Origin of the sequence: Noviherbaspirillum soli (genome assembly GCF_015352955.1) — a bacterium.
GTDB lineage: Bacteria > Pseudomonadota > Gammaproteobacteria > Burkholderiales > Burkholderiaceae_D > Noviherbaspirillum_A > Noviherbaspirillum_A soli.
Genome location: NZ_JACYOX010000022.1, coordinates 35,383 through 56,706, shown reverse-complemented (window position 1 = coordinate 56,706; position 21,324 = coordinate 35,383). Strand labels below are relative to the sequence as shown.

19 protein-coding genes and 2 tRNA genes are annotated in these 21,324 nt (G+C 58.5%); 9 read left to right on the top strand and 12 right to left on the bottom strand.

The genetic code is table 11. The features are described from left to right. Positions 1–19 precede the first annotated feature (19 nt). Both IGW04_RS15695 and IGW04_RS15690 read right to left on the bottom strand, forming a co-directional pair. Positions 20–1,012, bottom strand: a complete 993-nt coding sequence (locus tag IGW04_RS15695) for an NAD(P)/FAD-dependent oxidoreductase (protein WP_194714027.1) — start codon at positions 1,010–1,012, stop codon at positions 20–22. Positions 1,013–1,127: 115 nt separating this feature from the next. Next, the gene (locus IGW04_RS15690; protein WP_194714026.1) at positions 1,128–1,574 is read right to left on the bottom strand and encodes a CBS domain-containing protein; all 447 of its coding nucleotides are present in this window, start codon (positions 1,572–1,574) and stop codon (positions 1,128–1,130) included. Positions 1,575–1,696: 122 nt separating this feature from the next. Between IGW04_RS15690 and IGW04_RS15685 the strand changes: the two genes are divergently transcribed. Continuing rightward, positions 1,697–3,007 (top strand): O-acetylhomoserine aminocarboxypropyltransferase, encoded by a 1,311-nt coding sequence (locus IGW04_RS15685; RefSeq protein ID WP_194714025.1) that lies wholly within the window; start codon positions 1,697–1,699, stop codon positions 3,005–3,007. A gap of 1 nt (position 3,008) precedes the next feature. Then, the gene (locus IGW04_RS15680) at positions 3,009–3,818 is read left to right on the top strand and encodes an alpha/beta fold hydrolase (protein ID WP_194714024.1); all 810 of its coding nucleotides are present in this window, start codon (positions 3,009–3,011) and stop codon (positions 3,816–3,818) included. A 5-nt stretch (positions 3,819–3,823) separates the two neighbouring features. On the opposite strand, the gene IGW04_RS15675 is transcribed toward IGW04_RS15680, so the two are convergent. Continuing rightward, positions 3,824–5,104: a YihY family inner membrane protein gene (locus IGW04_RS15675; RefSeq protein WP_194714023.1), complete on the bottom strand. Its 1,281-nt coding sequence runs from the start codon at positions 5,102–5,104 to the stop codon at positions 3,824–3,826. Between the two features lie 46 nt (positions 5,105–5,150). On the opposite strand from IGW04_RS15675, the gene wrbA reads away from it, so the two are divergent. The 6 genes from wrbA to IGW04_RS15645 all read left to right on the top strand — a co-directional run bounded on the left by wrbA (position 5,151) and on the right by IGW04_RS15645 (position 10,039). Next, entirely contained in the window at positions 5,151–5,759 is a 609-nt protein-coding gene (gene wrbA / locus IGW04_RS15670) for an NAD(P)H:quinone oxidoreductase (protein WP_194714022.1), read from the top strand. Further along, positions 5,759–6,163 (top strand): DUF2069 domain-containing protein, encoded by a 405-nt coding sequence (locus IGW04_RS15665; RefSeq protein ID WP_194714061.1) that lies wholly within the window; start codon positions 5,759–5,761, stop codon positions 6,161–6,163. The genes wrbA and IGW04_RS15665 overlap by 1 nt, the downstream gene beginning before the upstream one ends. Continuing rightward, positions 6,156–7,562, top strand: a complete 1,407-nt coding sequence (locus tag IGW04_RS15660) for an FAD-binding oxidoreductase (protein WP_194714021.1) — start codon at positions 6,156–6,158, stop codon at positions 7,560–7,562. The genes IGW04_RS15665 and IGW04_RS15660 overlap by 8 nt, the downstream gene beginning before the upstream one ends. Before the next feature lie 34 nt (positions 7,563–7,596). After that, complete coding sequence (locus IGW04_RS15655; protein ID WP_194714020.1) at positions 7,597–8,016, top strand: DUF4124 domain-containing protein; 420 nt, start codon at positions 7,597–7,599, stop codon at positions 8,014–8,016. 266 nt (positions 8,017–8,282) lie between these two features. Beyond that, a complete protein-coding gene (locus IGW04_RS15650; protein WP_194714019.1) occupies positions 8,283–8,735 on the top strand; it encodes a CesT family type III secretion system chaperone in 453 nt (150 codons plus the stop codon). A 47-nt stretch (positions 8,736–8,782) separates the two neighbouring features. Then, a complete protein-coding gene (locus IGW04_RS15645; RefSeq protein WP_194714018.1) occupies positions 8,783–10,039 on the top strand; it encodes a glutamate cyclase domain-containing protein in 1,257 nt (418 codons plus the stop codon). Positions 10,040–10,531: 492 nt separating this feature from the next. On the opposite strand, the gene IGW04_RS15640 is transcribed toward IGW04_RS15645, so the two are convergent. The 6 genes from IGW04_RS15640 to IGW04_RS15615 all read right to left on the bottom strand — a co-directional run bounded on the left by IGW04_RS15640 (position 10,532) and on the right by IGW04_RS15615 (position 15,753). Next, positions 10,532–10,608, bottom strand: a tRNA-Arg gene (locus IGW04_RS15640). 67 nt (positions 10,609–10,675) lie between these two features. Then, positions 10,676–10,752: transfer RNA gene (locus IGW04_RS15635), tRNA-Pro, on the bottom strand. A gap of 59 nt (positions 10,753–10,811) precedes the next feature. After that, entirely contained in the window at positions 10,812–12,149 is a 1,338-nt protein-coding gene (gene glmM, locus IGW04_RS15630; protein WP_194714017.1) for a phosphoglucosamine mutase, read from the bottom strand. 26 nt (positions 12,150–12,175) lie between these two features. Beyond that, a complete protein-coding gene (gene folP / locus IGW04_RS15625; protein ID WP_194714016.1) occupies positions 12,176–13,012 on the bottom strand; it encodes a dihydropteroate synthase in 837 nt (278 codons plus the stop codon). An 85-nt stretch (positions 13,013–13,097) separates the two neighbouring features. Then, entirely contained in the window at positions 13,098–14,978 is a 1,881-nt protein-coding gene (ftsH, locus tag IGW04_RS15620) for an ATP-dependent zinc metalloprotease FtsH (RefSeq protein ID WP_194714015.1), read from the bottom strand. Between the two features lie 121 nt (positions 14,979–15,099). Continuing rightward, positions 15,100–15,753 (bottom strand): RlmE family RNA methyltransferase, encoded by a 654-nt coding sequence (locus IGW04_RS15615; protein ID WP_194714014.1) that lies wholly within the window; start codon positions 15,751–15,753, stop codon positions 15,100–15,102. A 31-nt stretch (positions 15,754–15,784) separates the two neighbouring features. Between IGW04_RS15615 and yhbY the strand changes: the two genes are divergently transcribed. Further along, positions 15,785–16,258 (top strand): ribosome assembly RNA-binding protein YhbY, encoded by a 474-nt coding sequence (yhbY, locus tag IGW04_RS15610; RefSeq protein WP_194714013.1) that lies wholly within the window; start codon positions 15,785–15,787, stop codon positions 16,256–16,258. A 49-nt stretch (positions 16,259–16,307) separates the two neighbouring features. On the opposite strand, the gene greA is transcribed toward yhbY, so the two are convergent. From greA to carA, 3 genes are all read right to left on the bottom strand, one after another. Continuing rightward, a complete protein-coding gene (gene greA, locus IGW04_RS15605; protein ID WP_194714012.1) occupies positions 16,308–16,784 on the bottom strand; it encodes a transcription elongation factor GreA in 477 nt (158 codons plus the stop codon). A 108-nt stretch (positions 16,785–16,892) separates the two neighbouring features. Continuing rightward, complete coding sequence (carB, locus tag IGW04_RS15600) at positions 16,893–20,123, bottom strand: carbamoyl-phosphate synthase large subunit (protein ID WP_194714011.1); 3,231 nt, start codon at positions 20,121–20,123, stop codon at positions 16,893–16,895. Beyond that, positions 20,116–21,270, bottom strand: coding sequence for a glutamine-hydrolyzing carbamoyl-phosphate synthase small subunit (gene carA, locus IGW04_RS15595; RefSeq protein WP_194714010.1), 1,155 nt, complete (start codon positions 21,268–21,270; stop codon positions 20,116–20,118). Before carA ends, carB begins: the two co-directional genes overlap by 8 nt. Positions 21,271–21,324: the final 54 nt, after the last annotated feature.

Below are 21,324 nucleotides of genomic sequence, written 5' to 3'. Positions count from 1 at the left end.
TCAAAAACCGGAGTCTACCTCAGGCAATCGCGTTGCCAAGCGCCATCCCGCTCAGGCAGGCATTTTCGATGCGCCCGCCCCCTTCCAGTCCGCAGTCGAACCAGTCGCCGCAGACGCCGATGCGGCGCGCTTCATCCCACAGGAACACGCCTGGCAAGGGCTGCAGCGCCTGCGCATAAGGCCAGCGATGCACCGCCGAATACACGGGCTGGACGGCAGAACCGGTGATCTCGTGGAAGGCCTTGAGCAGCTTCTCGCGGGCACGTTCCGGGTCTTCCATCAGGTGCTCGGTAGCCCATTCGGGCGTGGAATGCGCGATCCAGTGCTCGCCGGGCCGGCGCTGCGGCTTGGAGGCGTCGCGCGCGATCCAGCCCAGCCGCCCGCCCTGCACCCAGGCGCCGTCATACGCCAGGCCCAGCGTGTCCTGGAATGCCAGTATCAGCGACCAGCAAGGCGCCATCTGCATCGCAGCGGTCTTGGCCCCCAGTTCGGGCGCCGCTTCCAGCAGCAATGTCGCCTGGTCGGACGGAATGGCGAGTATCACTGCGTCGAACGGCCCGGCGGTGGCCGGGATCGGCACCGTGTCGGCTTCCACCGACAGCAGCCACTGGTCGCCATGGGCTTCGATTGCATTGACCCGCTGCTCCAGGCGCACGTCGGCGCCCAGCGCAAGATGGCCGGCCAGCGATCCCATGCCCGGCACGCCCACCAGCCGCTGCTGGGCGCGGCCCGCCGACTGCGCCTTGCCGTCTTCCAGGCGCACCAGCTTGCCGCTCCAGGGCGCAACCCAGCCCGCCCTGCGCCAGGCGGCCACCCGCTTCTGGAAGGCATCGCTCTGGGCAGTGAAGTACTGGGCGCCAAAATCGAGGCCGCCGACTTCGGTTTCGCAGGTCCGGGTACGGCCACCCACATCGGGATGCTTTTCATAGATCGTCACGGTATGGCGGGCGGCCAGAAGCTCGCGCGCGCAACTCAAGCCGGCAAGCCCGGCGCCGATGATGGCGATATGCATAAGTCTCCTTGTCTGTTCTGCGGCAAGCCGCGACGGCTGTCTCGTTGGCCGCGGCCATAAAAAAAGCCGTTCATGCGGCAAACGCGATGAACGGCTTGGATCTGCATGCGACGGCCTACTCGTCCCCCTCGTTGGGCCAATCGCGGATATAGGCCTTCAGCATCTTGTTCTCGAAGCTCTGCGCCTCGAACACCGCCTTGGCCACGTCATAGAAGGAAATCACGCCGAGCAGGGTTTTGGCATTCACCACCGGCACATAGCGGGCATGGCGCTCCAGCATCAGGCGGCGCACTTCATTGATATCGGTATCGGGCGTGATCGTGATCGGGTGATCATCCATATGCCTGCGGACAGTGCCATTGCCCACCACGCCCTCGTTTGCGTGCACTGCCTTGACCACTTCGCGGAAGGTCAGCATGCCGACCAGTTCACCGAATTCCATCACGACCAGGGAACCGATGTCCCTTTCAGCCATGGTGGCGATGGCCTGCTGCAATGGGGTTTCCGGCGTGACGGTATAGAGGATGTCGCCCTTGACCTTTAAAATCTCTGAAACTTTCATGTCCGCCCAGCCCGTTATTGTTTTGCCTTCCGCAATGTAGCGTAACCGTCCTGAAAAATCCAGCGCACGCCCGGGCCGCAACTGCTACGATGCCCGGCAATAATCAAGGAGAGAGACCAGCCATGAGCGACCCCAGATACCCGGGCTTCGACACGATGGCGCTGCATGCCGGCGCCGTTCCCGACCCCGCCACCGGCGCCCGCGCCACCCCGATCTACCTCACCACGTCCTACGTCTTCAAGGACTCCGACCATGCCGCCGCCCTGTTCAACATGGAGCGCGCCGGCCATGTGTATTCACGCATCTCCAATCCGACCAATGCGGTGCTGGAAGAGCGCATCGCGGCGCTGGAAGGCGGCGTGGCCGGCATCGCCGTGGCCAGCGGCCAGGCAGCGATGCACCTGGGCCTGGCCACCATCGCCGGCGCCGGCGCGCATGTGGTCGCATCGCGCGCACTGTATGGCGGCTCGCAGAATCTGCTGGCCTATACGATGAAGCGCTTCGGCATAGCCACCACCTTCGTCGACCCGCGCGACATCGATGCCTGGCGCAATGCCATCCAGCCCAACACCAAGGTGCTGTTCGGCGAAACCCTGGGCAACCCCGGCCTGGACGTGCTGGACATTCCGCGCGTGGCCGAGGTCGCGCATGAGCATCATCTGCCGCTGATGGTGGACTCCACCTTCACCACGCCCTGGTTGCTCAAGCCCTTCGAGCACGGCGCCGATCTGCTGTTTCATTCCGCCACCAAATTCCTGTGCGGCCACGGCACCGCGGTCGGCGGCCTGCTGGTCGACGGCGGCACCTTCGACTGGCAGGCGGCGCATGACCGGACCGGCAACTTCCCTGAACTGTGCGAGCCGTACGACGGCTTCCACGGCATGGTCTTTTCCGAAGAGTCGACGGTGGCGCCCTTCGCGCTGCGCGCGCGGCGCGAAGGCCTGCGCGACTTCGGCGCGGTAATGAGCCCGCACAATGCATTTGCGATCCTGCAGGGCATAGAGACCCTGCCGCTACGCATGGAAAAGCATGTGGCCAACGCCCGCCGCGTGGTGGAATTCCTGGCTGCCCATCCGGCGGTGGAATCGGTGTCCTATCCTGAATTGCCATCGCACCCGGACCATGAGCTTGCCAAGCGCCTGTTGCCGCGCGGCTGCGGCGCCGTGTTCTCCTTCAGCATCCGCGGCGACCGCGCCGCCGGCCGCCGCTTCGTCGAGGCACTGAGCATCTTCTCCCATCTGGCCAATGTCGGCGATGCCAAGTCGCTGGTGATTCATCCCGCTTCCACCACCCACTTCCGGGTGCCCGCCGAACAGCTGGCCGCCTCCGGCATCAAGGAAGGCACGATGCGCCTGTCCGTCGGCCTGGAGGATGCCGACGACCTGATCGAAGACTTGTCGCGCGGCCTGAAGGCTGCGCAGAAGGGACGCTGAGATGGACTTCCAGATCCAGGAAAAGACTGCCTACTGCTACACCGGCGGCAAAGCCTTCAATCCGGCGCAGCCCAGCGTGGTGTTCATTCACGGCGCGCAATCCGACCATTCGGTATGGATCCTGCAGACCCGCTACTTCGCCCATCACGGCTATAACGTGCTGGCGGTCGATCTGCCCGGCCATGGCCGCAGCGCCGGCCCGGCCCTGAACAGCATTGAAGCGATCAGCGCGTGGCTGCTTGCGCTGCTCGACGCCGCCGGCATCGACAAGGCCATGCTGATCGGGCACAGCATGGGCTCGCTGGCGGCGCTGGAAACCGCCGGCAGCGCGCCCGAGCGCGTGAGCAAGCTGGCGCTGGTCGGCACCGCCTATCCGATGAAGGTATCCGATGCGCTGTTGAGCGCGGCACGCGAGGAGGAGCAGCGCGCCATCGATATGGTCAACATCTGGTCGCACTCGACGATGTCGGCCAAGCCGTCCAGCCCGGGACCCGGCTTCTCCGTGATGGAAGGCTCGCGCCGGCTGATGCAGCGCATCGCGCAGCGCGGCCCGGAACTGTTGTTCCATACCGATTTTTCAGTCTGCAACGACTATGCGCATGGCCAAGCCGCTGCTGCAAAGGTCAGCTGCCCCACCCTGCTCCTGCTGGGCCAGCGCGACATGATGACGCCACCGAAGGCGACCTCCACGCTGAAGCAGGCAATAGCCCATGCCCGCACCGTCATAGTCCCGGCCGCGGGTCACTCGCTGATGGCGGAGCAGCCTGATGCGGTGCTGGACGCGCTGTACGGCTTTGCCAGCGAAACATAGCGTCCTCAGGCAAGCACAGGCAGCGGATGCCGGCGAAAATAATCCGCCAGCGTCTGCTGCAGCCCCTGCTCCACCGCCTCCTCCACTGCCTGCGAAAGCGGCAGGCCGTCGGTCGCAGTGAAGACGAACAGCCGGTAGACTTCGGCCAGCCGTAACTGATCCGGATTGCCGAGCAGGGTCCAGCTGTCCAATCCCTCGGTCTGGCGCTTGCCGAACTGCACGCGACGGCGCACCGCCTCCTGCCTGATACGCCCGACCCAGCCCGCTTCCAGCATTTGCTGCAGCAACCGTTCCGACTCTTCAAAGCCAATGCGGGTGCGCGTGCGCAGCGTTGCCGCCGATACCGCGGCCGACTCTTCATGCCGGGCCTGGTACAGCATGCCCAGCAGGGCGAGCGCATCGATGAATTCGCTGCCGGGTCGTGGCACATGCCACCAGCGTTCATAACGCACCACCGGCAGCGCCGCCGCCAGCGTCGCGCCGATCAAAATAATCAGCCAGCCCAGATAGACCCAGACCAGAAACAGCGGCATGGCGGCCAGCGTGCCATACAGCACGGTATAAGTGGGAAAGCTGGCGACGAACACCGCAAAGAGCCGCTTGGACAATTCGAATGCAATCGCCGCCAGCACCCCGCCACAGGCGGCATCGCGCCAGTCGATCAGCCGATTCGGCACCACCATGTACAGCAGCGTGAAAGCGCCTGAATTGAGCGCCAGCGATACCAGGGTGTACGCCAGCGCGCCCAGCAGCGGCACCCTCAGCACGACGCCATTGGTGGCGGCAAACAGGTAACCGGTCAGCGAGATGGAAACGCCGATCAGCAAGGGTCCCAGGGTGATGACAGCCCAATAAGTCAGCACCCGCTGCGCGAACGGCCGCTTGGTCCGGACCCGCCAGATCCGGTTGAAGGTGCGGTCGACCGTGCCTACCATGGCCACCGCGGTGGCAATCAGGGCCACTGCGCCGACGGCAGACAGCCGGGTCGCCTGGCTGGCGAACTGGTTCAGGTAGTTCAGGATGGTATTGGCGATCCCGCCCGGAATCAGGCTGCGCAGAAAGTAGCTTTCCAGAGCGCGGCGGAAGGTATCGAACAGCGGAAACGTGGTGAAGACGGCCAGCGCAATGGTCAGCACCGGCACCAGGGCCAGCACCGTGGTGAAGGTCAGGCTGCCGGCGACCTGAGGCAGGCGTTCTTCCTGCAGGCGGCGGCCGGCGAACCGCAGCAGGTCGCGCACCTGCACATTGGCGAATCCGGCGAAGAGCGATTGGTCATCCGAGAGCATGCGCTGTGCGATTTTGTTATAGCCAAAGCGCCCTATAATACCAAGCATGACTCAGCGCACGCTCACCCTGTTGGTTCTCTACTATTCCCGCCATGGCGCCACCCGCAAGATGGCCGACCTCATCTGCCAGGGCATCGACAGCGTTAAGGGCTGCGAAGCCCGCCTGCGCACCGTGCCGGCGGTCTCGACAGTCACCCAGGCCAGTGCGCCCGCCATACCCGACCATGGGCCGCCCTACGTCGAACTCGACGACCTGCGGGAATGCGACGGCCTGGCTCTGGGCTCGCCCACGCGGTTCGGCAACATGGCGTCGGCAATGAAATATTTCTGGGATGGCACCAGCGCCGAATGGCTGGCAGGCACGCTGGTCGACAAGCCGGCCTGCGTATTCACCTCTACCGGCAGCCTGCACGGCGGCCAGGAATCGACCCTGCTGTCGATGATGCTGCCGCTCATGCACCATGGCATGCTGATGCTGGGCCTGCCCTACACCCACCCTGAACTGATGACCACCGCCGGCGGCGGCACGCCCTATGGCGCCAGTCACTGGGCAGGCCTGAACGGCGACCGCCAGATCGGCGAGGACAGCCGTACCCTGACCATCGCACTCGGCCGCCGCCTGGCGCTCACCGCATTGAAATTACGAGGCGCATGATGCAAAGCCCCGCCCAGAAAGCCTTCTACTTCGGTGCCGTAGGCAGCCTGATCGCCTTGATCATCCTTTGCGCGCTATGGGAAACAGTGCTGGCGCCGCTGCGTCCCGGCGGCTCCTGGCTGGTGCTCAAGATCATTCCTCTGCTGCTGCCATTGCGCGGCATCATCAAGCGTGACGTCTACACGCTGCAATGGTCGTCCATGCTGATATTGATCTATCTGGCCGAAGGATCGGTGCGAGCCTATACCGACACCGGCCTTTCCGCGTGGCTGGCTTACGGCGAGATCGCCCTGGTCAGCATTTTCTTCCTCTGCAGCCTGCTCTATCTGCGCCCCTATAAAAAGTCGGCAAAGATGCTGGCCAGGCAGGTCATCAAAAAAGCTTCGGAATCCGTGAATGAATAATTTTCTCGATCTGTGCCGCGCCGCCATTGGCGCGCCCTATGTCATCACCAACGAGGCCGACATGGCCCCTTACCTTACCGACTGGCGCCGCCGCTTCACCGGCCGCGCCCAGGCCATCCTGCGGCCGGGGTCGGTGGAGGAAGTCGCGGCCCTGGTCAAGCTGTGCAGTGAAGCACGGGTGCCGGTCGTGCCACAGGGCGGCAATACCGGACTGGTGCTGGGCAGCGTGCCCGACGACAGCGGTCGTGAAGTCGTGCTCTCGCTCGGACGCATGAACCGGATCAGGGCGGTTGACGTGATCAATAACACCATGACGGTGGACGCCGGTTGCATCCTCGCTCAAATCCAGAACGCGGCAGCCGAGGCGGGCCGCCTGTTTCCGCTCTCGCTGGGAGCCGAAGGCAGTTGCACGATAGGCGGCAACCTGTCGACCAATGCAGGCGGCACCGGCGTTCTGCGTTACGGCAATACCCGCGAACTATGCCTGGGCCTGGAAGTCGTCACGCCGCAAGGCGAGATATGGAATGGCCTGCGCGGACTGCGCAAGGACAACACTGGCTACGATCTGCGCGATCTGTTCATCGGCGCTGAAGGCACGCTGGGCATCATCACGGGCGCGGTGATCAAGCTGTTTCCCCAGCCGAAGGCGCAGCTGACTGCACTGGCGGCCATGCAGACGACCGACAACGCCCTGGCGCTGCTGACACTGGCGCAGCAGCGCTGCGGGGCGACACTGACGGGCTTCGAGCTGATGTCGCAGTTTTGCCTGGAACTTGTTGCGAAACATTATCCACAAATGCAGCTTCCATTTCCGCAGCCGTATCCACAGTATGTGCTGCTCGAATTATCGGATAGCGAGTCCGAAGAGCACGCGATGGAAACGCTGGAGTCGCTGATCACCAGCGCGCTGGAGGAAGACGTCATCCAGGATGCAGTCGTTGCAGGGTCCATTGCGCAGTCGCGTGCGCTATGGGACCTGCGTGAACACATTACCTTGGCGCAAGCCGACGAAGGCAAGAATATCAAGCACGATGTATCGGTGCCGATTTCCCGTATCGGTGATTTCATACGTGAAACCGACGCCTCGCTTGCCGAGCAATTTCCGGGTATACAGATGGTCACCTTCGGCCACCTGGGAGATGGCAACCTGCACTACAACGTCTCGCCGCCAGTGGGCGTGCCAGCGGATGAGTTCATCAACCGTCAGCATGAAGTCAATCAGGTGGTCCATGACAGCGTCAACAGCTACAACGGTTCGATCTCCGCCGAGCATGGCTTGGGGGCATTGAAACGCGAGGAAGTAAAGCAATACAAGTCTGACGTCGAAATGCGCCTGATGCGAACGATCAAGCAGGCACTGGACCCGCTTCAACTGATGAATCCGGGAAAGGTCTTATAACCAGAGAAGCGAGGGATACATGCGATCAGGGCTGATGCTGTTTTCGATGATGATCGTTGCAGCACCTGCCCTGGCGGTGTACCGATGCGAAACGCATGGCGGCATCGTGTACTCCGATATCCCCTGTGCCGGGAAGCAGGTGGAACTGCCACTTCCGCCTGCCGCTTCCGATCCAGCAGGTGCACGCCGACTTGCTCAGCAAGAGCGGGAACAACTCGCCACCATGGAAAAGCAGGAAGAGCGCGCGCAAAGTGAACGCCGCCGACGAGAAACTGGCCGCGAAAAAACCGTGGCTGCCGCCAGGAAGCGATGCACCCAGCTCGGCCTGGAGAAAAAGTGGAGTGCTGAAGATGCCGCCTCTTCCAATCATCTGGTCTCCGAAAAATCCGAAGCATTGAAGCGTCATGCGCGTCGGAAGGCCGAGCGCTTCAACGCCGAGTGCCAAGGCAGGTGAACCCCATCCTGATTTCTCTTACTGCAAGATAAACATCCCTCCTCCTGACGGCCGAAATCCGGCCAGCCAATTCATCGATAGAACACTCTTCGAAATCTTTTCCTTCATTTAATTTTTTCAAATCAAAGTCAAGGAACTCGACAGCAGTCGCAGCAACTTACGCGCCTGGGCTTATTGAAGATAGACGAATACCTGCTTCTGAAGCCCGCAACAATCAGGGCTGAGAATCAGTTATTCCGCTTTTTCACCAAGGTTCAGGGGCATCAATGGAAAACAAGTTTAGGCAACTGATCGACGAATTTTGCGGCCTCACCGCCTTGGCAGAGCCTGATGCCATTGCGGAAGGGAAATCGTTTAATGTCGATGAGGTGGAATGCGCCATCATTTACCAGAATCATATTACGCCCGAAAACATTTACTGCTATATCGATTATGGCCTGCCTCCGGGCAATCAACTCCCTGCTGTGTACGATCAGTTATTGAAAAAAAATTATCTGCAATTTTGCAGTACAAAAGCAATATTTTCCTTATCCCCGCACACGGGGCATGTCATTTTGGTAGCCGTTGTTCAACTCGTAGAGGCAACAGGAAAAATGCTGATTGAGCAATTCTCGCATCATGCCCAGGAAGCACTGGCATGGCGGGACTATCTTTTTCTTTTCGACACCGATATTTCAGAGACATTATCAACGCATAAAAACTGGATTTCACACTTTTAGCTGTTCAATTAGCTGTACTTTATTGAATTAATTTTAAGGAGGTAATAATGCTGCGGACAATAGCTGGCAGAACGACACACTCGGCACGCGCCCAGTCAATCTCTTTTTCAGACAGCCATCCCATAACAAAATACACAAGGCATTACTCACCCCCACATGATTTTTCAGTAACAGGAGACAACGCTTTAAAACAGCCAAAAGCCAGAATGGTTAACAGCACGCCGATCTTCTTTCATGATCGAGGAGAGAGTCACGGCGCCCCTCCTCATCCGACAAATTTCTCTCAGCCTTTGTTCGTGGACATAGAACAGTCCAAACAGGCATTCTCCGAAGCGACATGGAACCGTTTGAACCTGATCACGCCACTGCTTATGGCCTTCCAGGCACGTGGTATTGGCAATTTTGTGCGCGAGTCGGGAGCCGGCAATTTCAACACAGCCGTTCACACTTTGCTTCAGGCAACCAGAGTCTTGCTTTGCACTGGCTTTAACGTAGCGGAAAACATGCCGGAAACAGATGGCCCTTTGGGAACGGCGCTTCTTGCCTATGCATGTTTTCGTGCTGAGAAATACGTTGCTCTGGTAGCAGACACCCATAATGCTCATTTGTTGAGGGAGCAATTATTTTTCCTTGATCCGGCATGTGCGAGAAATATATCAATTGAAGAAGTCAAAGCCAATAATCAAGAACCTTCTGGTTCATGGGAGTACATTCTTGACAGGCACCAACCTGATGCCGTCGTGCATACCGAAGTTCCTGGACGAAATAAAGATGGGAAATATCTCAATATGCGCGGGATCCAAATTAGTGACTTCAACGCCGCCTTGGACGAAATTGCTGACTTGGCTAATGCACGTCGCATTAACACGATCGCTGTTGGCGACGGCGGAAATGAGGCAGGAATGGGTCAAATAAAGGGCGTGTCAAAGGCGCTTAACAAGGAAGAAATGCAGGCAGTCATCCCAGCCGCACATCAGGTCATCGCATGGAACTCCAACCTTGGCGCAATTGCAATGGGGGAGTTTGTCATGTCGGCAGCTGGGAAAGGTCCGAGTTGCACTGAAAGAGATTTTGAAAAAATGTTGCGGATTCTCTTCAAAGAAGGCGCGGTGGACGGCATCACCCGCGGAAAAAAATTAAATGAAAAGATAGAAAATCCTGCTTTCTCAGGCCAGTACAACTTTACCTGTGTTGACGGAGCACGCAGTGCAATACACATAGGGAACCTGTTGCAGGTACAGGATATTGCACATAATTTCCCATTGACTTTTCCGGTCGACACGAACAAGAAAACTGCTTTATGAAATCATTTGCTGCTGCTTGAAACCGCAGTAATACGACTATTGATTCCAGGGATTAAAAGCATTCCTCTTATTAACCATCCATATGACCTTGTTCCGCATATGAAAACTCAAGGCAATATAGGTCATCCATCAAGACAATAGGAAAATCGTGAAATCTGCCTAGCATGAATTTTTGCAACATATATGAGTTGCTGTCTTCCAATATAAAAGAGGTTTTATAGGAACATAATCAACTACATCATTATTTCAACATGGAAATTTTTCATCACCATTGTCTGAACAGTTGCGTCAACCGACTCATACGGAAAAGCAAGCTCTCATTCAGTGAAAAGCAAGATGTATTTTTGCAGCTTACTGAAATCAATAAAAGCTTCGTGACCTGCCCACCAAGTCATCGCAAGCAGTGATTGCGGCAAGAGATAATGATGTGCCTTTTAGAAATCCGCCTGAAAGGCAGAAACCGAACAAAGGACATAAATAGGAAGTGCCGGTTGGCCTGCCCAGAGGGATTCGAACCCCCGACCCTCGGCTTAGAAGGCCGATGCTCTATCCAACTGAGCTATGGGCAGCAAGAACGGAGCTGAAATGCGGACTGAATTGAAAACGGGCTGTCAAAAGACAGCCCGTTCATGTTACTGGTCGGAGTACAAGGATTCGAACCTTGGACCCCCTGGTCCCAAACCAGGTGCGCTACCGGGCTGCGCCACACTCCGAGAAGCGAAACTATACAACATCAAACGCGTGCGGTCAATTTCCTGTTGAAATCTTCTTTTCAGACCGGGACACGGCTGGCAATACGTTTAGCCATTTTCTCAGCAGCTTCCGCGTGCTTGGCCTCTACCATTACGCGGATCAAGGGTTCGGTGCCGGATGGACGAATCAAAACCCTGCCCTCATCGCCCAATTCGTTCTCCACCCTTTCCTTTTCCACCAGGATCGCCTCGTTATTTTGCCATTCGAAACCGGGCTGAACTTTCACGTTGATCAGGCTTTGTGGATACATGTCAATATCAGCAGTACATGCGGCAAGCGAGTTGCCACAGCGCTTCAAGGCAGATAGCACCTGCAAGGCAGACACGATACCGTCACCGGTCGTATGTTTATCCAGGAAAAGCAGATGGCCAGAGCCTTCGCCGCCAATTTGCCATCCCTTTTCCTGCAGTACTTCCAGCACATAGCGGTCGCCCACTTTAGCCCGGGCAAAGCCAACGCCCATCCGTTTGAATGCCACTTCCAACGCCATATTTGTCATCAAGGTGCCTACTGCTCCATCAATTCGGCCAGTCGCCATGCGATCCTTGACCATAATGTAGAGCAACTCATCGCCGTTGTAGACCCGACCGGAATTGTCGACCATCAACAGACGATCCGCATCTCCGTCCAGCGCTATCCCGATATCCGCCTCATGCTCGCGAACCGCCTTTGTAAGGTTTTGCGGTGCCGTCGCGCCATGCCTGTCGTTAATGTTCAATCCGTTAGGTTGGTTGCCAATGGCAACAACTTCCGCGCCAAGCTCATGAAATACATCCGGCGCGATGTGGTAAGCCGCACCATGAGCGCAATCGACGACGAGTTTCAGCCCGCGCAGATCTAGTTCATTCGGAAAGGTGCTTTTGCAAAATTCGATGTAGCGCCCTCTGGCATCTTCAAGTCGTTTCGCCCGCCCAAGTTTTTCGGAGGAAACGCATCCCATGGGCTCTTCTAACGCCGCCTCGATCGCCAGTTCCACTTCATCAGGCAATTTGTTGCCCTGTGCGGAAAAGAACTTGATGCCATTGTCATGGAATGGGTTGTGGGATGCGGAAATGACCACGCCAGCGGACAGTCGCAGAGCCCGGGTCAGGTAGGCAACAGCCGGGGTAGGCAAAGGGCCGCCCAGCATCACATCGACACCGGCCGCGGCAAACCCGGCTTCCAGCGCGGCTTCCAGCATGTAGCCCGAAATGCGGGTGTCCTTTCCTATCAACACGACCGGACGCCCGGTTGATGCCTTGGTCTGCGCCAGCACCTTTCCAGCCGCATAACCGAGGCGCATGACGAAATCTGCTGTAATCGGTGCCTGTCCTACCAGGCCACGCACGCCATCGGTGCCAAAATATTTTCTTTTCATAAATAACCCAAGTTGACTTCCAGAAATTACAACAATGCGCGCCAAACCTTGAATGCGTCAACCGTTGCGGCCACATCGTGTACACGCACGATATCTGCACCATGTGCCGCAGCACACAAGGCAGCCGCCACGCTCCCTGCCAGCCGGTCCTGCACCGGTTTGCCGGTAAGCTGCCCTATCATGGACTTACGAGAAACCCCGACGAGAATGGGTATATCCAAGCGCGCCTTCAAAGCTGCAAGATTCTTGAACAATGCCAAGTTGTGTTCCAGGCTTTTACCGAAACCAAATCCTGGATCAATGCAGATCCGGTGACGGCTTACTCCGCGTGCTTGCAAGCGGGCAGTTGCGTCGCGCAAAAAATTGCCGACTTCTTCCACCACGTTCCTGTAATGCGGCGCAGTCTGCATATTTTCCGGATTATTTTGCATGTGCATGATGCAAAGTCCGCAATCACTCTCGGCCACTGCCTCTACCGCATCAGGCGTGCGAAAGCCGTTCACGTCGTTGATCATGTCTGCTCCAGCCAGCAACGCCTCGCGCATCACCTTCGGATTGCGGGTGTCTACTGAAATAGGCTTGCCGCAATCGCGCAGCGCGTAAAGCACCGGCAACAAGCGGTTCAGTTCTTCCCCGTCTGGCAAGGGCTGGACGCCGGGACGGGTGGATTCGGCGCCTATGTCGATGATATCCACGCCTTCCACTATCATCTGTTCCGCACGACCGATAGCGCTTTCCAGTCGCTGAAATGAACCGCCATCGGAAAAGGAATCGGGAGTAATGTTAAGAATTCCCATGACCAGCGGGCGTGATGCCTGATCAAAAGACAAATCGTAACGCCCACAGTGCATGATTTCCCGCATGGCTTTCCACAAAAAAACAAAGGTGGGGATTTTACTCCCCACCTTCCATCTCAACACTTTTGTCACAACAAGTTTTGGACCTAGCTCAAGCCGGTGCTGTGGCGGTCGGTGCTACGCCGCCACCGCTGTCCGTTGGCTTCTTCACCGGCACACCGGCTTTCGGCGGACGCGGCTCTCGGCCTTCCATGATGTCGTTGATCTGGTCGGCATCGATGGTTTCCCAGTCGAGCAGCGTATTGGCCATCAGTTCAACCTTGGCCTTGTTTTCTTCAAGCAGACGACGCGATAGCGCATACTGCTGATCCAGGATGCTGCGGATTTCCTGATCGACTTTCTGCTGAGTCGCTTCCGAAACCGTCTTGGCAGACATGCGGCCAAAGTAGTTATCCTGCTCGGCGTCTTCATAGACCATGGTGCCCAGCGTTTCCGACATGCCATAACGAGTCACCATGGCCCGTGCCAGCTTGGTTGCCCGCTCGAAGTCATTCGAGGCGCCGGTTGACATCTGGTGCATGAATATTTCTTCGGCAATACGGCCAGCGAACAGTATGGCGATTTCTTCCAGCATCTTGTCCTTGTACATATTCACTCGGTCATGCTCAGGCAATTGCCAGGTAAGGCCAAGGGCAAAACCGCGCGGCATGATGGTGACCTTGTGCACCGGATCGGCTTTGGGCAGGAGTTTCGCCACCACGGCATGGCCCGACTCATGGAAAGCGGTGTTACGCCGCTCTTCCTCACGCATCACGGCGGACTTGCGCTCCGGACCCATCACGATCTTGTCCTTGGCATCCTCGAAGTCCTGCATTTCCACCAGGCGTTTGCTGCGGCGGGCTGCAAACAAGGCGGCCTCGTTCACCAGGTTGGCGAGGTCGGCGCCGGAAAAGCCCGGTGTGCCGCGGGCCAGCACATCCGCCTTGACGTCGGGCGCAATCGGCACCTTGCGCATGTGAACATACAGGATCTGCTCACGGCCACGGATGTCAGGCAGGCCAACAACCACCTGCCTGTCAAAACGGCCGGGACGCAGCAGCGCCTTGTCCAGCACGTCCGCGCGGTTCGTGGCAGCAATCACGATTACACCGGCATTCGCCTCGAAGCCATCCATTTCAACCAGCAACTGGTTCAGTGTCTGCTCACGCTCGTCATTTCCGCCGCCCATGCCGGCGCCGCGATGACGGCCAACTGCGTCGATTTCATCGATGAAAATAATGCAGGGAGAATGCTTCTTCGCATTTTCGAACATGTCACGAACGCGGGAAGCGCCCACGCCGACGAACATCTCGACAAAGTCAGAACCGGAAATCGTGAAGAACGGGACTTTCGCTTCACCGGCGATGGCACGGGCCAGCAACGTTTTACCCGTACCCGGCGGGCCAACCATCAGCACGCCGCGCGGAATACGACCGCCAAGCTTTTGAAACTTGGTCGGGTCGCGCAGGAAATCAACCAGTTCCTGCACCTCTTCCTTGGCTTCGTCGCAACCGGCAACATCGGCGAAGGTAACGGCGTTGCTGTTTTCATCCAGCATGCGCGCCTTCGACTTTCCGAAGGAGAATGCCCCGCCCTTGCCACCGCCCTGCATCTGGCGCATGAAGAATACCCAGACGCCGATGAGCAACAGCATCGGGAACCACGAAATGAAAACTTGCGACAGGAAGGAAGGCGGTTCCGGCTGCTTGACGTCGAATTTCACATCGTTGTTGACCAGATCGCCAATCAGGCCACGGTCGAGATTGGTGACGGTGGCCTTGATCTTCTTGCCGTCCGAGGTGGTGGCGATGATGGTGCGATCCTCGATCGTAGCTTCCTTGATACGCTTGGCCTTTACTTCATCCAGGAAATCCGAGTAAGGAATCGGCGTTGCCCCGCCAGCCAGGCCGCGATCGTCGAACTGCTTGAAAACAGTAAAGAGGACCAGCGCGATCACCACCCAGATGGCGGCTTTTGAAAACATGTTGTTCACTAGAACTCCTTGGACTCAGATTGGTCCTTCTATGCGTCCGCAAATTCTACCCGCATTAAAGGCTGCTTACTAGGCGTGATATCAGGCCGAATATCTGCTTAATCAAGGACTAAGAAGCGATTTACCGGTTTAAAGGGGGATTTTTTAACGATTTACCCAGCAAGAAAATCTCTGACGATTTGTCTCGGCTGGCTTTGGGCTTTTTCTGGATGACGGTCTTGAATTCCTGCCTGAACTTTTCCACCAATTGACTGAAACCGGTGCCGTTGAAACATTTGACGAGCAATGCACCGGAAGGTTTCATGTGTGCACGAGCAAACTCGATTGCCAGATCGATAATATGCTCCACGCGCGCGGCGTCTGCAATCGCGATACCGGACAGGTTGGGCGCCATATCGGAAAGCACCAGATCCACCTTTCTGCCGGCAAGGATGAGTTCGAGTTTTGCCAAGACGCTTTCTTCACGGAAGTCGCCCAAAATAAAATGGACATCGGCGATCGGTTCCATAGGCAGCATGTCAAGGCCAATAATGGTCCCGTTGATGCCACCATTTTCTGCGCCGGACAGTTTATGGCGGACGTATTGCGACCAGCTGCCCGGAGTACTCCCAAGGTCGACGATGATCTGGCCAGGGCGGATCAGCTTCTCGCTTTCGTCGATTTCCTTCAACTTGTATGCGGCGCGCGCGCGATAGCCTTCTTTCTGGGCAAGCTTCACATAGGGGTCGTTTATGTGATCGTGCAGCCAGTTTTTGTTTAATTTGTTCTTTGCCATTCGCGTAGAATACTGCTTTTAAAGGATTTTTATGCTGAAACTCACCCCCGCAGAGCGTAGCGAACTACGCTCACAGGCCCACGGACTCAACCCTGTCGTACTCATCGGGGAAGCCGGTCTGACGCCGGCCGTCACTAAGGAAATTGACGCCGCCTTGAATGCGCATGGCCTGATCAAGGTCAGGGTGTTCGGCGACGACCGCGAAGCACGCGTCGGCATGTACGAAACCATTTGCTCGGAACTCGGCGCGGCGCCGGTGCAGCATATTGGCAAGCTGCTTGTCTTGTTCCGTCCAAAAAAGGAAGAAGAAAAACAGCGCCAGGAGAAAAAGGGCCGGGGCATGCGCGAGGTAACGATTGTCAAACCCAGCGCCAGCGGCACCAAGCGCCCGTCCGTCACGCGTGTTCTTCTCAAGGGAAATGAGCGCGTAACCGCCGGCGGCAATATCAAGCGCGCCAAGGCACGCCAGACAAGCCAGAAAAAATCATCGCTCGGCGGAAACTGAGCGGCGATTTCAGCAGGCGCCGCCGATGCAAGCGCGGCGCTGATCGCTGTTATATATATCGCACTTCCAGAACCTCATACTCGCGGATGCCGGCGGGCGCCTGTACTTCCACGACATCGCCAGCCGACTTGCCGATTAATGCACGAGCAATTGGCGAAGTGATGGATACCTTCTTGTCCTTCAAGTCAGCTTCGTCGACGCCGACGATCTGATAAGTCACCTCTTCCCCGCTTTCCAAATCCTCCAGCCGCACAGTCGAACCGAATACGATACGACCGTCCGCGTCCAGCAGTGCCGGATCAATGATTTGCGCGGCGCTCAGTTTGCCTTCCAGATCGGCGATGCGCCCTTCAATGAAGCTCTGACGCTCCTTGGCGGCGTCATATTCGGCATTCTCGGAGAGGTCGCCTTGCGCTCTGGCTTCCGCAATGGCGTTGATGACAGCAGGACGGTCCTTGGACTTCAGGCGGGCCAGTTCTTCCTTTAGAAGTTCTGCGCCGTGTTTCGTTATTGGAACTGAGCTCATATTTTGACGTATAGAAATGAAAACCACAGAGGCCACAAAGACGATTCCCCGGCGAACCGGGGAATGCTGTGTGTTGTGGCCTCTGTGGCCCGGGATTGAATCGATGGGTTAGTTTAAGGTGTTATGCAAGCCTTGTAAATCATAGGCATGCAGTTCATCCAGGTGCGCCATGCCTTCGACCGCTGCCTCTGCGCCAGCAATCGTGGTGTAGGTGGTCACCCTCGCCGCCAGCGCGGAGGTACGGATCGCGCGCGAATCGGTGATCGCATTGCGCTTTTCCTCGACCGTGTTGACTACCAGAGCGATTTCCTGGTTCTTGATCATGTCAACGATATGCGGACGGCCTTCGGCCACCTTGTTGACGACCTCGACCGGAATGCCGGCAGCGCTGATGGCTGCTGCCGTGCCCTTGGTCGCGACGATGGAAAACCCGATGCTGACCAGGTCGCGCGCCACCTGCACTGCGCGCGGCTTGTCGCTCGCCTTTACGCTCAGGAATACCTTGCCGGAACTCGGCAGGCGGATGCTTGCCCCCATCTGTGATTTCACGAAGGCTTCGCCGAAGGTCTTGCCCACGCCCATGACTTCGCCGGTCGACTTCATTTCCGGTCCGAGGATGGTGTCCACGCCAGGGAATTTCACGAAGGGGAACACCGCTTCCTTGACGCTGAAATACGGCGGCACCACTTCATTCATGATGCCCTGGCTGTCGAGCGACTGGCCTACCATGCAGCGCGCCGCAATCTTGGCCAGCTGCAGGCCGGTTGCCTTGGAGACGTAAGGCACGGTGCGGGATGCACGCGGGTTGACTTCCAGCACGTACACCACGTCCTGCATCTGCCCGTCGACTTCCTTCTGCTGGATTGCGAACTGCACGTTCATCAGGCCGACCACGTTTAGTCCCCTGGCCATCAGCGAGGTCTGGCGCTTCAGTTCGTCTATGGTAGCCTGCGACAGCGAATAAGGCGGCAGCGAGCAGGCGGAGTCGCCCGAGTGCACGCCGGCTTGCTCGATATGTTCCATCACGCCGCCGATGAAGGTGCGCTTGCCGTCGGACAGGCAATCAACGTCCACTTCGATCGCGTCATTCAGGAAACGGTCCAGCAGCACCGGCGAATCATGCGACACCTTGACCGCTTCACGCATGTAGCGTTCCAGATCGCGCTGCTCATGCACGATTTCCATCGCGCGGCCGCCCAGCACATAGGACGGACGAACCACCAGCGGATAGCCGATTTCCTGCGCCAGGCGCAGCGCATCTTCCTCGGTGCGCGCAGTGCGGTTGGGCGGCTGGCGCAGGTCCAGGTCCTGCAGCAGCTTCTGGAAACGCTCGCGGTCTTCGGCTGCATCGATCATATCGGGCGAGGTGCCGACGATGGGCACGCCGTTGGCTTCCAGATCCAGCGCCAGCTTGAGCGGCGTCTGGCCGCCATACTGGACGATCACGCCATAAGGTTTTTCCTTGTCGACGATTTCCAGCACGTCTTCCAGCGTCAGCGGCTCGAAGTACAGGCGGTCGGAAGTGTCATAGTCGGTCGACACGGTTTCCGGATTGCAGTTGACCATGATGGTTTCATAACCATCCTCGCGCATTGCCAGCGCCGCGTGCACGCAGCAATAATCGAACTCGATGCCCTGGCCAATACGGTTCGGGCCGCCGCCGAGCACCATGATCTTCTTGCGGTCGGTCGGACGCGATTCGCACTCTTCCTCGTAGGTCGAGTACATGTAAGCGGTATCGGTGTCGAATTCGCCGGCGCAGGTGTCGACGCGCTTGTAGACCGGGCGGATGTTGAGCGCGCGGCGCTTGTCGCGCACGGCCTTGTCGGTGGTCTTGAGCAGCTTGGCAAGACGGCGGTCGGCGAAGCCCTTGCGCTTCAACTGGAACAGCACATCCTTGTTCAGGCTTTCCAGCGTCTGGGTTTCCAGCCAAAGTTCGATGTCGACGATTTCCTTGATCTGGGCCAGGAACCACGGATCGATATGGGTCAGCTGCTGCACTTCCTCCAGGGTGAAGCCCTGGGCGAAAGCGTCGCCGACATACCAGATGCGGTCCGGGCCGGGCTCGCCGAGTTCTTCCTCGATCACTTCACGGTCGGTGGTCTTTTCATTCATGCCATCGACGCCGACTTCCAGGCCGCGCAGCGCCTTCTGAAAGGATTCCTGGAAGGTGCGGCCGATGGCCATCACCTCGCCCACCGATTTCATCTGGGTGGTCAGGTGGTTGTCGGCCTGCGGGAATTTCTCGAATGCAAAGCGCGGGATCTTGGTGACCACGTAGTCGATGCTGGGCTCGAACGACGCCGGGGTCGCGCCGCCGGTGATCTCGTTGCGCAGCTCGTCGAGCGTGAAGCCGACCGCCAGCTTGGCGGCGACCTTGGCGATCGGGAAGCCGGTTGCCTTCGATGCCAGCGCCGAGGAACGGGAGACGCGCGGATTCATTTCGATCACGATCATCCGGCCATCTTTCGGATTGATCGAGAACTGGACGTTGGAGCCGCCGGTGTCGACGCCGATTTCACGCAGCACCGCCAGCGAGGCGTTACGCATGATCTGGTATTCCTTGTCGGTCAGGGTCTGCGCCGGCGCCACGGTGATCGAGTCGCCGGTATGCACGCCCATCGGATCCAGGTTTTCGATGGAGCAGACGATGATGCAGTTGTCCGCCTTGTCGCGCACCACTTCCATCTCGTACTCTTTCCAGCCGATCAGCGATTCCTCGATCAACAACTCATTGGTCGGCGAGGCTTCCAGGCCGCGCTTGCAGATGGCTTCGAATTCTTCCGCATTGTAGGCAATGCCGCCGCCGCTGCCGCCCATGGTGAAGGACGGGCGGATGATGACCGGGAAGCCGACATCCTTCTGCACCGTCCAGGCCTCTTCCAGGCTATGGGCGATGCCGGAGCGCGCGGAACCCAGGCCGATCTTGGTCATGGCCTGCTTGAACTTGGAACGGTCTTCGGCCTTGTCGATGGCTTCCGGCGATGCGCCGATGAGTTCGCACTTGTACTTGTCGAGCACGCCATGGCGATGCAGGTCGAGCGCGCAGTTCAGCGCGGTCTGGCCGCCCATGGTCGGCAGGATCGCGTCGGGACGCTCCTTGTCGATGATGCGCTCCACCATCTGCCAGGTGATGGGCTCGATATAGGTGACATCGGCCATTTCCGGGTCGGTCATGATGGTCGCCGGATTGCTGTTGACCAGGATGACGCGGTAACCCTCTTCGCGCAGCGCCTTGCAGGCCTGTGCGCCGGAATAGTCGAACTCGCAGGCCTGGCCGATGACGATCGGGCCGGCGCCGATGATCAGGATGCTTTTAATGTCGTTGCGCTTAGGCATGTTTCAGTTTCTCCATCATCGCAACGAAGCGATCAAACAAGGGGGCAATGTCCATCGGACCGGGCGAAGCTTCGGGATGACCCTGGAAGCAGAAGGCCGGCTTGTCGGTGCGCTCGAAGCCCTGCAGCGAGTTGTCGAACAGCGAGACGTGCGTCACGCGGCAGTTGGCCGGAAGGGTTGCCTGGTCGACCGCGAAGCCGTGGTTCTGGGAGGTGATCATCACCTTGCCGCTGTCGAGATCCTGGACCGGATGATTGGCGCCATGGTGGCCGAATTTCATCTTCAGGGTCTTGGCGCCGGACGCCAGCGCCATCAGCTGATGGCCGAGGCAGATGCCGAAGGTGGGGATGCCGCGCTCGATCAGTTCGCGGCTGGCCTTGATCGCATAGTCGCAGGGCTCCGGGTCACCGGGGCCGTTGGACAGGAAGATGCCGTCCGGATTCAGCGCCAGCGCTTCTTGGGCAGTGGCCTGCGCCGGCAGCACGGTGACCTTGCAGCCGCGCTCGGCGAGCATGCGCAGGATGTTGAACTTGACGCCATAATCGAAGGCGACCACATGGTATTTCGGCGCTTCCTGCTTGCCGGTGCCCTCGCCCAGCTTCCACTCGGTTTCGGTCCACACGTAGGACTTCTTGGTCGACACGACCTTGGCCAGGTCCATGCCGGCCAGGCCGGGGAAGGAACGGGCCAGCGCCAGCGCGTCTTCGACGGTGGCGTCGGCGCCTGCCAGGATGGCGCCGTTCTGCGCGCCCTTTTCGCGCAGCAGGCGCGTCAGGCGGCGGGTGTCGATGCCGGCGATGCCGACCACATTCTGGGATTTCAGATAGTCCGACAGGGACTGGGTGGCGCGGAAATTGGATACGCGCAGCGGCAGGTCGCGAATGATCAGGCCGGCGGCGTGGATGCGGCTGGACTCGTTGTCTTCCGGATTGACGCCGGTGTTGCCGATGTGCGGGTAGGTCAGCGTGACGATCTGGCTGTTGTAGCTGGGGTCAGTGATGATTTCCTGATAGCCGGTCATCGCGGTATTGAACACGACTTCGCCTATGGTCTGGCCGGAAGCGCCAATCGAAACGCCCCGGAAAATCGAGCCGTCTGCGAGCGCAAGGATGGCCGGTACTGGTTGGCCCTGGAAAAATGGCGGCAAGGGTAACTCCTGAGATGGTTACCGCCGCTGCGCTGGGCCTGGACACCGCCTGCG